The sequence below is a fragment of the Desulforamulus profundi genome (genome assembly GCF_002607855.1).
On sequence record NZ_AWQQ01000037.1, the window covers coordinates 59,632 to 72,605 of the forward strand.

13 protein-coding genes and 1 pseudogene are annotated in these 12,974 nt (G+C 54.5%); all 14 read right to left on the reverse strand.

The genetic code is table 11. The features are described from left to right. Positions 1-5 precede the first annotated feature (5 nt). The 14 genes and pseudogenes from pcrA to purD all read right to left on the reverse strand — a co-directional run bounded on the left by pcrA (position 6) and on the right by purD (position 12,961). The gene (gene pcrA / locus P378_RS05105; protein WP_099082497.1) at positions 6-2,168 is read right to left on the reverse strand and encodes a DNA helicase PcrA; all 2,163 of its coding nucleotides are present in this window, start codon (positions 2,166-2,168) and stop codon (positions 6-8) included. A gap of 205 nt (positions 2,169-2,373) precedes the next feature. Then, complete coding sequence (locus tag P378_RS05110) at positions 2,374-2,691, reverse strand: hypothetical protein (protein ID WP_099082498.1); 318 nt, start codon at positions 2,689-2,691, stop codon at positions 2,374-2,376. Between the two features lie 227 nt (positions 2,692-2,918). Next, positions 2,919-3,608, reverse strand: a complete 690-nt coding sequence (gene hisIE, locus P378_RS05115) for a bifunctional phosphoribosyl-AMP cyclohydrolase/phosphoribosyl-ATP diphosphatase HisIE (RefSeq protein ID WP_099082499.1) — start codon at positions 3,606-3,608, stop codon at positions 2,919-2,921. An 82-nt stretch (positions 3,609-3,690) separates the two neighbouring features. Next, on the reverse strand, positions 3,691-4,449 hold the full coding sequence (gene hisF, locus P378_RS05120; protein WP_099082500.1) for an imidazole glycerol phosphate synthase subunit HisF: 759 nt from the start codon (positions 4,447-4,449) through the stop codon (positions 3,691-3,693). After that, positions 4,331-5,182, reverse strand: coding sequence for a 1-(5-phosphoribosyl)-5-[(5-phosphoribosylamino)methylideneamino]imidazole-4-carboxamide isomerase (gene hisA / locus P378_RS05125; protein ID WP_143338416.1), 852 nt, complete (start codon positions 5,180-5,182; stop codon positions 4,331-4,333). Before hisA ends, hisF begins: the two co-directional genes overlap by 119 nt. Next, positions 5,179-5,790, reverse strand: a complete 612-nt coding sequence (gene hisH / locus P378_RS05130) for an imidazole glycerol phosphate synthase subunit HisH (protein WP_099082501.1) — start codon at positions 5,788-5,790, stop codon at positions 5,179-5,181. Before hisH ends, hisA begins: the two co-directional genes overlap by 4 nt. After that, positions 5,791-6,379: pseudogene (hisB, locus tag P378_RS05135) on the reverse strand (imidazoleglycerol-phosphate dehydratase HisB). Then, positions 6,376-7,467 carry a histidinol-phosphate transaminase gene (hisC, locus tag P378_RS05140; RefSeq protein WP_099082502.1) on the reverse strand — a complete coding sequence of 364 codons (1,092 nt, stop codon included), beginning with the start codon at positions 7,465-7,467 and terminating at the stop codon, positions 6,376-6,378. The pseudogene hisB and the gene hisC overlap by 4 nt, the downstream one beginning before the upstream one ends. A gap of 52 nt (positions 7,468-7,519) precedes the next feature. Beyond that, positions 7,520-8,812, reverse strand: coding sequence for a histidinol dehydrogenase (gene hisD / locus P378_RS05145; RefSeq protein WP_099082503.1), 1,293 nt, complete (start codon positions 8,810-8,812; stop codon positions 7,520-7,522). Continuing rightward, the gene (gene hisG, locus P378_RS05150) at positions 8,799-9,467 is read right to left on the reverse strand and encodes an ATP phosphoribosyltransferase (protein WP_099082504.1); all 669 of its coding nucleotides are present in this window, start codon (positions 9,465-9,467) and stop codon (positions 8,799-8,801) included. The genes hisD and hisG overlap by 14 nt, the downstream gene beginning before the upstream one ends. Before the next feature lie 372 nt (positions 9,468-9,839). Beyond that, positions 9,840-10,163, reverse strand: coding sequence for an ATP phosphoribosyltransferase regulatory subunit (locus P378_RS22770; protein ID WP_338013841.1), 324 nt, complete (start codon positions 10,161-10,163; stop codon positions 9,840-9,842). Beyond that, on the reverse strand, positions 10,112-10,906 hold the full coding sequence (locus tag P378_RS05155) for an ATP phosphoribosyltransferase regulatory subunit (protein ID WP_274378641.1): 795 nt from the start codon (positions 10,904-10,906) through the stop codon (positions 10,112-10,114). Before P378_RS05155 ends, P378_RS22770 begins: the two co-directional genes overlap by 52 nt. 16 nt (positions 10,907-10,922) lie before the next feature. Beyond that, the gene (locus tag P378_RS05160) at positions 10,923-11,240 is read right to left on the reverse strand and encodes a YerC/YecD family TrpR-related protein (RefSeq protein ID WP_099082505.1); all 318 of its coding nucleotides are present in this window, start codon (positions 11,238-11,240) and stop codon (positions 10,923-10,925) included. Between the two features lie 452 nt (positions 11,241-11,692). Beyond that, positions 11,693-12,961 (reverse strand): phosphoribosylamine--glycine ligase, encoded by a 1,269-nt coding sequence (purD, locus tag P378_RS05165; protein ID WP_099082506.1) that lies wholly within the window; start codon positions 12,959-12,961, stop codon positions 11,693-11,695. Positions 12,962-12,974 lie beyond the last annotated feature (13 nt).

The following is a 12,974-nucleotide window of genomic DNA, read 5'->3' on the forward strand; positions in this document are numbered from 1 at the left end:
CCAGATTAGACCTTTTCTAGTGGCGCGAACTGGGCGATGAGGGTTTTTAAACCCTGTGCCGGGAAAGCCACCGTCAGTTCAGCATCGCCGCCTTCACCCTTCACCTTGACAACAACGCCTTCTCCCCATTTGCGATGGCGCACCCTGTCTCCCAGTAAAAATGTTTCGGGAGATGCCGCAGGCCGGGTGCCGGCCGTGCTGCCGCTGCTTACTCCGGCGCCGGAAGTTACCGGCTTCTTCAAGGGCTTTTGTCCCGCCGTTAATTCGATTGGGATTTCTTCCAAAAATCTGGATCTCGGGTTCATGTTGGTGCGGCCAAAGAGGGTCCTCTCCCAGCAGTGGGTCAAATAGAGTTCCTCCTCGGCCCGGGTAATTCCCACATAGGCCAGGCGGCGCTCCTCTTCCAGTTCCTCCTGGTCATAAAGGGCCCGGCTGTGGGGGAAGACACCCTCCTCCATACCAGTTAAAAATACCACGGGAAATTCCAGGCCTTTAGCGCTGTGCAGGGTCATCAGCACCACCTGGTCGGCTGCCGGGTCATGCCGGTCCAGATCGGTCACCAGCGAGATGGTGGAGAGGAAATCCTCCAGACCGGCTTCCTCTCCCTGCTGCTTGTCATACTCCTTGGTCACCGAAAGGAATTCCTGCAGGTTCTCCAGCCGGGTCCTGGCTTCCACAGTATCCTCGGCCTCCAGTTCCGCCCGGTAGCCGGTCCGGCTGAGAACCTCTTCGGTAATTTCTGTTACGGAAAGGAACTCGGCCTGTTTTGCCAGGCTGTCGACCAGGTCCGCCAGCAGACTGCACTGTTTGCGGGCTTTGGCAGGAATCCCCGGGATGTCATCTGCCATGGCCAGGGTCTGTAAAAGGCTTAAACCCCGCTCCAGGGCGAAGTTTGTGATTTTCTCCAGGGAGGCTGCCCCGATGCCCCGTTTGGGCACATTGATAATGCGGAACAGGCTCTGGCCGTCCGCCGGGTTAACAAGTACCCGCAGGTAAGCCAGCAGATCTTTGATTTCCTTGCGGTCATAGAACTTGAGCCCCCCGAAAATGGTATAGGGGATGCCCAGGCGCAGGAAAGCTTCTTCAAAGACCCGGGATTGGGCATGGGTCCGGTAAAGAATCGCCATCTCACGGTACTTTCGATTGTGGGAAAAGCGCAGGTCCTTGATCCTGTCGGCCACATAATGGGCTTCAAACCGCTCACTCTCCGCCCGGTAGACATGAATTAACCGGCCGGCCCCTTTGGCAGTCCATAGTTTCATGTCCTTGGCTTCTGTGTTGTTTTTGATAACGGTATTAGCCGCTTCCAGAATGTTGCCGGTGGAGCGGTAATTTTGCTCCAGCTTGACCACCTTTGCCTCGGGGTAATCCCGCTCAAAGCTTAAGATGTTGTTGATGTCCGCCCCCCGCCATTTATAAATGGACTGGTTGGGGTCCCCCACCACGCAGACATTGCGGTAACGCTCCGCCAGCATGGTTACCAGGACGTACTGGGTATGGTTGGTGTCCTGGTACTCGTCCACCAGGATATATTTAAACTTTGTCTGGTAGTAGCCCAGCACATGGGGATGCTCTTTAAACAGCCGTACCGTGAGCATCAGCAAGTCATCAAAATCCACCGCATTGTTTTTAAACAGCTTCTCCTGGTACAAGCGGTAGACCCGCCCGGCCACCTGTTCAAAGTAATCAAAGGCCTGCCGATCATACTGGTCCGGCGTCAGGAGCTTGTTCTTGGCCCCGGAGATGACCCCCAGCATGGCACGCGGTTGAAACTGCTTTTCATCAATCTCCAGTTCCTTGAGGCATTCCTTGATTAACGTTTGCTGGTCCGCATCGTCGTAAATGGAAAAGTTGGAGCCGTAACCAAGGGCTTGAATTTCCCTTCTGAGGATACGCAGGCAGGCACTGTGAAAGGTGGTGACCCACAGGTCCCTGGCCGCCTCCGGCACCAGGTTTTCCACCCTGGTCCTCATTTCTGCCGCCGCTTTATTGGTAAAGGTGATGGCCAGTATGTTATAAGGAGGAACCCCCTGGCTCAGGATCCGGGCGATCCGGTGGGTCAACACCCGGGTTTTGCCTGAGCCCGCGCCGGCCAGCACCAGCAGGGGGCCTTCGGTATACTGCACCGCCTCTGCCTGGGCGGGGTTAAGATTCGCTAAAATGTCCATTATTTCCTCCGTTTGGAAAATGTTATAAAGAAAACACTCTACATTATATCACATCCAAGGTTCAAAGTTAGAAATTCATGGTTCAAATTTAGTTTTTCTTTTCTCCACACTCTAAAAAAGAAAAAGAGAACGTCCAAGCATCCTTGGTGAACATTCTCTTTCTGATGTCTCACTTTAATAAGGTTAAGAACCAGTTATATAATTACTAGGCCATTCTCTCCATTCTGGCCACCTTTGTTACCAGATAGCCCAGATCAACAATAACATTCTCTAACTTTACTTCAATGCGGTCGAGCCTGTGGTTTTGCATTTCTCTGTCATCAAACAAAGCACGAATTTTATCTATCACTTCATTCTCGATCTTGACTTCTAATTTTTGTTGGTTCCCTTCAAGTCTGGACTGTGCTTCTTCAAGTCTGGCCTGCCCCTCTTCAAGTTTTCCCACACGCCGGTTAAGAGAAACCAGCTCGGTTTTCACGCCCTTGAGTTCATTAAGGATTTCTTTTAATAAAACCTCACTCATCGGTCTACTCCTTTCGGATTTAATCTGGTTAAGTCACGAAAGTTTAGCACCAAGCAATAACAATTTCCCTTCCACCATTTTCCTTATTGTATCACATAGCAGTGAGGATTCCACTTGTTTTTTAAAACATATGTATTGCAGCGGCCATGACATTACGGGCTAGGGGAGTCCTATTGACCACAGCCGGTTTATCCCGGCGCTTTCAAACCGCCCCCAATAATCCTTTTCTACTTTCTTCTTTTGGACAACTGCTGGTAGATTTCTTCAACGGCTACCCCTTGGTTGGCCAGCAGGACCAGCAGGTGGTAGATGAGATCAGCGGACTCGTATACGAGTTCCTCTTTGCTGTTCTTGGCCCCGATAATCACTTCGGCGCATTCTTCCCCTACCTTTTTGCAAATTTTATCAATCCCTTTATCAAAAAGGTAGGTGGTGTAGGAACCCTCCGGTCTTTCCGCCTTGCGGCTCAGGATCACCTCATATAGCTCATCAATGATGGCGGGACTGGTGGAAACCCCCGCCTGCTGCCCCTGTCCGTAGACCTCGGAGGGATCAAACCTTTTTTCTCCCGCTACTGTAACGGAACCGTCCGGCTGTACTTGATTATGGAAGCAGGAAGTGTAGCCCTCATGGCAGGCGGCCCCTCCCACCTGCTCCGCCAGCACCAGCAGGGTGTCCGCATCGCAGTCGTAGTAAAAACCTTTTACTCTTTGCACATGGCCGGAGGTCTCGCCCTTCTTCCACATTTTCTGCCGGCTGCGGCTGTAAAACCAGGTTTCCCCGGTGCCAAGGGTCTTCTCCACCGCATCCCGGTTCATCCAGGCCATCATTAAAACTTCCTTTGTATATACATCCTGAACGATAGCCGGGATTAACCCGGCTTCGTTAAACTTCAGGGTCTCTATATTGAACTGCATATTCCAATCACCAGCTTTTTATCTTACTTAACAAATAACTTTAATCCGAATTCAAGTCAAGAACCGTCCCCAATTTGAATTGTTATATTCTGACGGGGATATCACGTTGCCTTAAGTATTCTTTGGTTTGCCGGATGGTGTATTCGCCGAAGTGGAAGATGGAGGCCGCCAGGGCGGCGTCAGCCTGGCCCTCGGTGAGGCCCTGGGCGATGTGCTGCAGGTTGCCGACGCCGCCGGAGGCGATGACCGGAATCTTCACATGCCGGGCGATGGTGCTGGTCAGGGCCAGGTCAAAACCTTCCTTGGTGCCGTCCCGGTCCATGCTGGTAAGCAGGATTTCACCGGCGCCCAGTTCCTCTGCTTTAACGGCCCATTCCACCGCATCCAGGCCGGTGGGGGTGCGGCCCCCGTGAATATAGACTTCCCATCTATCCGGACCCACCTGCCGGGCGTCAATGGCCACCACAATGCACTGGCTGCCAAACTTGACGGCCCCTTCGGAAATGACCTGGGGATTTTTAATGGCGGCGGTGTTGATGCCGATTTTATCCGCCCCGGCCTTTAACATCAGCCGCATGTCCTCTACGGTGCGGATGCCCCCGCCCACCGTAAAGGGAATAAACACCTCTTCGGCAGTCCGGCGCACCACGTCCAGCATGGTGGCCCGGCCGTCGGAGGAAGCGGTGATGTCCAGAAAGACCAGTTCATCGGCGCCCTCCCGGTCATACAGCGCCGCCAGTTCCACCGGGTCGCCGGCGTCCCTTAGATTGACGAAATTGGTTCCCTTCACCACCCTGCCGCCGGTTACATCCAGGCAGGGGATAATTCTTTTCATCAGCATGTTGAATCCTCCCCCGGGCAATGGCCAGGGCCTCCGGCAGCCTGACGGCTCCGGAATAAAGGGCCTTGCCCATGATGGCCCCCTCCACCCCGTCCGGCTCCAGCGATTTCAGTGCCCGGATGTCCTCCAGGGAGGACACCCCGCCGGAGGCAATCACCTTCAGGCCGCTGGCCCTGGCCAGCTCTCCGGTAGCAGCCAGGTTCGGTCCGGTCAGTTTGCCGTCCCTCCGAATATCGGTAAAAACAATGCGCCCAATGCCCAGCTCTTTTACTTCCAGTGCCAGGGCCAGGGCGGTTTTCTCCACCGTTTCACCCCAGCCCTGGATGGCCACCCGGCCGTCCCGGGCGTCAATGCCCACCAGGACCCGGTCGCCGTACTTCCGGCAGGCTTCGGCTACCAGTGCCGGCCTTAAAATGGCCGCACTGCCCAGAATGACCCGGTTCACGCCCAGGGAAAGCAGGTCCTCCAGGGTCTCCATGTCCCGGATGCCGCCGCCCACCTGTACCGGAACGTCCACGGACTGTACAATCCGAGCAATGGACTGCCGGTTGCGTGGCTGCCCGGCAAAGGCCCCGTCCAGGTCCACCACGTGAATAAACGCTGCCCCCTGCTCCTGCCAGGCCTTGGCAGTGCTGCCAGGGTCATGGGAATATACGGTGGCGCTGTCCATGCGGCCTTCAATCAGGCGGACGCACTGGCCTTCCTTTAAATCTATGGCGGGAAACAGGATCATGACTTCACCATCTTTCCAAAGTTTTCGAGAATACGAAGCCCCAGGGTGCTGCTCTTTTCCGGGTGGAACTGAATGCCGAAAACATTGTTGCGGCCCACCACCGAGGCAAATTTCAACCCGTACTCCGTAAGCGTAACGGCCAGTTCAGGGTCGGCGGGTTCAACGTAATAGGAATGCACAAAATAAAAGGCCGCTCCAGCGGGAACTCCCTCCAGCAGCGGGGAGGGTTTGGCGATTTCCACCTGGTTCCAGCCCATATGAGGCACCTTCAGGTCTCCCCCGGGGAAGCGCTTGACGGTGCCGGGAAAAATCCCCAGTCCCCGGGTGGTACCAAATTCTACGCTGGATTCAAAGAGCAGCTGCTGGCCCAGGCAGATGCCCAAAAAGGGCTTGCCCGAATTAATCGCCCGGTGAATGGCCTCAATCATACCGGACTTTTTTAAGTTTTCCATAGCGTCTGCAAAGGCCCCGACGCCGGGCAGTACCACTGCCGGGGCCGCCTCGACGGCCGCCGGATCCTGGACGATCTCCGCCTGGCAGCCCACCCGTTGAAAAGCCTTTTGTACACTGCGTAAATTGCCCATACCGTAATCAATAATGGCAATCATTTACAGCACCCCCTTGGTGGAAGGTATGCCTGGTATTTTTTCATCATTAGTTACCGCCTGGCGCAAAGCCCGCCCCAGGGCCTTGAAGGTCCCCTCGATAATATGATGGGTATTGCGCCCGCTTAACATTCGAACATGCAGGGTAATGCCGCCGTTGAGGGCCAGGGCCCGGAAAAATTCCTCCACCAGTTCGGTGTCAAAGGACCCCACTTTGGCTGCCGGCAACGGCAAATCAAACTCCAGGTGCCCCCGGCCGCTGACATCCAGGGCCAACAGCACCAGCGCTTCATCCATGGGGATCAGGCATGGCCGTAGCGGTTGATTCCCCGTTTATCACCCAGGGCCTGCCGGATGGCCTGGCCCAGGGTAATGCCGATGTCCTCAACGGTGTGGTGATCATCGATATGGGTATCCCTGCGGCCTCCAGGGTCAAATCCAGGGCGCCGTGTTTGGCAAACAGGCAGAGCATGTGGTCTAAAAAGCCAACGCCCGTTTTGATCCGGTAGTCTCCTGAGCCGTCCAGAGAAATGGCAATTTTTATGTCCGTTTCACCGGTCCTGCGTTCCACCTGTGCCTGCCGCTGCATCATTGCAACTCCCTCCCTGCCTGCTTCAGTACTTCGGCCAGTGCCTGTAAAAAAGGTCTGTTTTCCTCCGGTGTTCCCACGGATACCCGGAGGAAGCCGGGCAGTTCCGGTCCGCCCAGCCTGCGAATTAAAATCCCCTTCTCCAAAAGCCCCTGGTAAATTGCTTTGCTCTCGTGGTTGGTGCGGAAGAGGATATAGTTTGCTACCGAAGGATAGGCGGTGACCCCCTCAATATTCTGCAGCCCTTGCCAGAGCTCTTCCCGCTGTTGAAGAATATCCTGGATTTGTTTTCTGAACAGGTCCCGGTACTCCAATACTACCCTGGCAGCTGCCTGGGAAAAGGAGTTTAAGTTAAAGGGTTGTTTTACCTTCTTGATTTGCCGCAGGACATCCGGGTTGGCCAGCATATAGCCCACCCGGAGGCCGGCCAGGGCAAAGGCCTTGGAGAAGGTCCGCATAATCACTAGATTGGGATAGCGGTTTAACAGGGATACACAGTCTTCCCCGCCAAATTCCAGATAGGCTTGATCTACCACCACCAGGCAACTTACCTGCTGCAGCACACTTTCGATTTCTTCCAGGGTGGAGGCGTTGCCCGTCGGGTTGTTGGGGGAGCAAATAAAGATCACCCGGGACTCCGGCTGCCTGGCATAACAGACCAGGGCCGGCACGTCTACGGAGAAATCACTGCGGCGGGGCACCGGTATCGGTCTGGCCCCGGCCACCAGGGAGTGAATTTTATACATGGAAAAGGTGGGGTTGGTGATCAGCACCCGGCCTTCGGTACCAAAGGTTAACAGAATGTTTAAAATCAATTCATCCGAGCCGTTGCCCACCATCACCTGCTCCGGTGTCACCCCTGCGTATGCCGCGATGGCCCTGCGCAGTTCGCTGGCTTCACTGTCCGGATAACGGCTTAACAGGTCCCCGGCGGCCAGCTGCCCGATACGGCGTGACACTTCCTCCGGAAAGGGGTAGGGGTTTTCGTTGGCATCCAGTTTAATAACCCCGGGGTACAGGTGCGCATCATAAGGAATCAGTTTATCCAGGCCTTCACGAATGAGACTTGTAACAGCAAAGGGGGCACGCAACCCAATCACTTCCTTTATCTAAAATCTTATATTTAACAACCGCCGCACAAAATTATCCCTTTAACCGCACCCTGACGGCATTGGCATGGGCCTGCAGCCCCTCCACCTCCGCCAGCCGGATGATGTCCGGTCCCAACTTGTTTAAGCTCTCCCGGGAGAAGGAAATAACGCTGGATTTTTTCATAAAGGTATCCACGTTTAAGGGAGAGTAAAAGCGGGCGGTGCCGCCGGTGGGCAGTACATGGTTGGGACCGGCCAGGTAATCCCCCACCGGTTCCGGTGAGTAATGACCCAGGAAAACAGCCCCGGCGTGCCGGATCTGACCCAACCATTGAAAGGGTTCTTCCACCAGCAGTTCCAGGTGTTCCGGCGCAAAAAGATTGGCCAGTTCCAATGATTCGCTTAAACCTCCGGTGATAATGATGGCGCTGTGGTTAGTCAGGGCTTGCCGGGCGATGTCCTGCCTTGGCAGTTCCGCAACTTGGCGCTCCAGTTCCTGACTGACCGCCAGGGCCAGGGTCTGGTCGTGGGTAAGTAAAATGGCCGATGCCAGGGTATCATGCTCCGCCTGGGAAAGCATGTCTGCCGCAGCATACACGGGGTTGGCAGAGGCATCCGCCACTACCAGAACTTCACTGGGCCCGGCCAGCATGTCAATGCCTACCTGGCCGTAAACCATCCGTTTGGCCAGCGTCACATAAATATTCCCCGGCCCTGTGATCTTGTCGACCGGGGCAATGGTCCCGGTACCATAAGCCAGTGCAGCAATGGCCTGGGCGCCGCCCACTTTGTAAATTTCATCCACCCCGGCTTCTGCGGCGGCCACCAGGGTGTAGGGGTTTACTTTCCCCTCTGACGTGGGCGGTGTCACCATAACAACCTGTTTTACCCCGGCCACCCTGGCAGGGACTGCATTCATCAATACCGAAGAGGGGTAGGAAGCCGTACCTCCGGGCACATAAATGCCCACCCGGTCCAGGGGGATAATTAACTGACCCAGGACAGTGCCGTCCGGCTCCGGTTGAAACCAGGAACGGGACAGCTGTTTTTGATGAAAGCGTTCAATTCTGTCTTTGGCCAGTTTCAGGGAGGACAGGACTTCACTGTCAACCTCCCGGTAGGCCTGATCGATTTCTTCTTGGGATACCCTTAATTGGGTCGGTTTTAAATCAGCCCCGTCAAAGCGTCTGGAAAAACCGCAGAGGGCATCGTCTCCCCTTTGCTGTACCTCCTCCATAATGGCTGCCACACGACCGGCAAACGCTGCCTGGTTGGTGGCCCGGCTTTCCAGTAAGGAGTTTATTTCCGTCTCCTCAGAAGACTTAATAATTCTAACAACATCCATTGAAACTCCCCTCCTCCACCACCTGGCGGATCCTTTCCACCAGGGGATTGATTCGTTCACTTTTCAGCCGGTGGCTGACCCGGTTAGCGATTAAGCGAGTGGTTGAACTGAGCACATCCGCCACCGGCACCAGCTTATTTTCCCTCATGGTGCGGCCGGTGGAAACCAAATCTACAATCATTTCAGCCAGACCCACAATGGGGGCCAGTTCAATGTTGCCATGGAGCTTGATAATTTCCATTTGCATGCTCTGCTGGCGGAAAAATTCCTCTGCGATACGGGGAAATTTTGTGGCCACCCGGGTCTGGTTCCAGTATTGAAGGTCCTGTTCCTTTCCCTCCGGCACCGCCACCACAAAACGGCAGCCGCCGAATTTTAGGTCCAGTAATTCATAGACATCTTTATGCTGCTCCACAATGGTGTCTTTTCCCGCCAGGCCCAAATCCGCAGCGCCGTATTCCACATAGGTGGGGATATCCGTGGGCCGGCAAATAATAAAGCGAACCGCGTCCTTTTCCGAATACAGCAGCAACTGGCGTCCCGGCTCTTTGATAAAGTCTATGTCCAAACCTGCCAGACCTAATAATTTTACGGATTCATGATATAGGGTTCCTTTTGGCAAGGCAATGGTTAAAAGATCTCGGGCTGCAACCAAGGAAACCACCTCTTTAGTTTATTAAATTACTAACACAATAACATGGTAAAACAGCATCATAGTGCTGTCAAGAATAAATTTCTCAGGTTATTAGAAAAAACTGGCTGGCTCCGTGCCCTAAAGCGCAGGCACCAGCTTTAATTCCCTTTGTACAAAACTAAAAGTATTCATTCTGACTTGCAAAAAACGCCGGGAGGCCGGCGTTTAGCTTGCTGATAACAGCTACATTCTCTATTTAAAGAGCGAATTCTTCGCTGGTGCCGTTGTTGTAAAAATAAATCACACGGGAAGCGCCAAGAATTCTGGCCTCGGACCTGGCTTTGGCGGGGGGATATTCAAACAAGGCGGTCACTACTTTGAGTCCCTGCTTTCTTAATTCCCGGGTAGCCTCCAGGCCCTGGCCATACTTTCATCCTCCCAGGCCACCAGTACGTCCGTCATTGGTTCCTCCGGCGGTCCCTGCAGCCGTTCCAAAGCCACCAGCACCCGCTCCAGGTTGACAGCAAAGCCGGTGGCCGGCATGGGATAACTAAAGTGCGCCAGCAGTTGATTATACCGGCCGCCGCCGCAGATGGGGAAGCCCATGGCCACGGTATAGCCTTCAAAGACCAGGCCCGTATAATAGTCCAGTCCCCGCAGCAGCCCTAAATCAAGGTAATATATCGCTCCACCCCGTAACAGGCAATCCCCTGGTATAACTGCCGCAGGTTCTCGATGGCATCCGAGGCCGGGCCCTCCTGGGCCAGTTCCGTCGCCCTGTCCAGAATTTCCGGTCCACCCCGCAATTCAATGAGATCCAGCGCCCGCCTGGCTTCCTCCGGGGTAGCGGCATGGGAGGCGAAAATCTCTTCTACCTTTACGAAATCCTTGTTTCCCAGAGCTTCCTTTAGGTCTTGGGCCACCTCTTTGGGTAAACCCAACTGCTCCACCAGCCCGTGGAAGATCCCCACATGGCCGATACTGATTTGAAAATCTCCCAGCCCGGTTTTCATTAAATATTCGGTCACCAGCGCCACCACTTCGGCATCTGCCTCCGGTGACGAGGTTCCCATCAATTCCACCCCGGCCTGGTTAAATTCCCTCTGCCTGCCTACCTGGGGCTGCTCGTAATTAAACACATTGGCCAGGTAAAACAGCCGCAGGGGTGGTGTAACTCCCTTCATCCGGGTGGCCACCAGCCGTGCTATGGGCCGGGTCATATCCGGTCGCAGGGCCATCAGGTGGCCCTGGCGGTCAAGAAATTTAAAAAATTTGTCTTCCTGGATTTCTTCCGAAGCAAGGTTCTCCATATATTCAAAGGTAGGGGTTACCACCTCTTTATAACCCCAACCCTCAACCAGCTTGCTAAACTGATCCTTTAGTCCCCTCATCCGGTGGGCCTCCGCCGGCAGGACATCCCTTACCCCCGGGGCCAAACGTCCAAATCTGCTGGATATCATTGCTTCACCTCTTATCCTAATTATCCTCTTTCAGTGGGCCGGGATCCGGCAGCCGGGACAGTACCAGCTTATAGCCGTCGGCGCCGTAGTTCAAACAACGTTTCACCCGGCTGATGGTGGCGGTGCTGGCACCGGTCTTGCCGGCAATCTCGCCATAGGTACGGTTGGCCTCCAGCATCTTGGCCACCTCCAACCGCTGGGCCAGAGAGCGCAGCTCGGAAACCGTACAGATGTCCTCAAAGAACCGGTAGCACTCGTCGATATCTTTCAAGGTAAGAATAGCCTGGAACAGGCGGTCATTTAATTTATCTCTTAGCTTCCCAGTATACTCCAAGGAAATCCCTCCTGTGTTATCTTTTATTATGACCAGGAAAAGCCTTCCCCATCTTTTCTATTCCCCTTTTCGACGTTAAAGAGTTAAATCCTTTATTAATTTATTATTGTAACGAAAGAAAATGCTGTACTGAAATTTTTTCATACAACTCAGGAAAAAGTCTATGAATAGGGTCGGACAGGTTATATAATAGCATCTACGAGCAAACTGCCAGGCTGACTGAGTACTGCGAGGAAACAAGGAAGAGGTTATCTGACTTGGGACATGACAATTATCACACCCTGGCGATGGTTAGCAGGCACGAGGCGAGGTTTTTGGCTATGAGAAACAAAGGAATAAACGAGGAACAAAAGAACAAATTCGCTTTTGGGCGAATAACTTAGGTACCAGGTACTTAAGTTATTAAGATTATAATTTCCTAAACAAAAAAGGGGCTTAACGCCCCTTTTTCTTTAGCTCCTGTTGATCGCCTTTTGACCGATATCCTTCCGATAATGCGCCCCTTCAAAATGAAGGGCCGCCACTCCCTGGTAGACCAGGGTAATGGCCTCGGGAATGTCCCTGCCGGTGGCGGTGACACCCAGCACCCTGCCGCCGGCGGTAACGACTTTGCCTTCCCGCCGGGCAGTTCCCGCGTGAAACACCTCCACACCGGCGGGCACCTGGTCGAAACCTTTGATTTCTTTTCCCTTTTCATATTTGCCGGGGTATCCCCCGGCAGCCATAACCACACAGACCGCCGCTCCCTCTTTCCATTGGACCGGCTGTTGGGCCAGGCGTCCCTCCAAAATGGCTTCAATGATATCCACCAGGTCTGTCTCCAGCAGGCTCAGCACAGGCTGGGTCTCGGGATCACCAAACCGGGCATTGAACTCCAGCACCTTCGGCCCGTCCCGGGTGACCATCAGCCCGGCATACAAAACGCCCCGGTAATGCCTGCCTTCGGCAGCCATGGCCCGGACGGTGGGATAGAGAACTTCTCTCTCCACTGTTTCCGCCAGTTCCGGTGTGTAGACCGGCGCCGGCGCGTAGGCGCCCATGCCCCCGGTGTTGGGGCCGGTGTCGTTGTCCCCCACCCGCTTGTGGTCCTGGGAGGCCAGCATGGGAACAATGGTTTCCCCGTCCACAAAGGCCAGCACGCTGACCTCCTCACCTTGCAAAAACTCTTCAATAACCACCCTGTCCCCGGCCCGGCCAAAGGCCCGCTCAGCCATGATGATGTCCACAGCCGCCAGGGCTGTCTCATCGTCCATGGCCACAATGACGCCCTTGCCCGCCGCCAGGCCGTCGGCCTTGATGACGCAGGGAGCGCCGTACTTTTTAACATACTCCCGGGCTTCCTCCGCCCTGTCAAAGGTGGCGTAACGGGCCGTGGGGATGTTGTATTTCGCCATCAGGTCCTTGGCCAGGGCTTTGCTGCCCTCAATTTCAGCGGCTGCCTTGGAAGGACCGAATATTTTCAAGCCCTCTTTTTCAAACAAATCCACAATGCCATTGGTCAAAGGTATTTCCGGTCCCACCACTGTAAGATCAATTTGCTCCTGTTTGGCAAACTCCAGCAGGCCGTTGATATCCTCCGCCGGAACGTTCACACAGGTGGCCAAACTGCTGATCCCGGCATTGCCGGGCGCGCAAAAGACCTGATCCACCCTGGGGCTTTGCCGGAGTTTCCATACCAGCGCATGTTCCCGGCCGCCGCCGCCAACCACCAATATCTTCATTGCATGTACCACT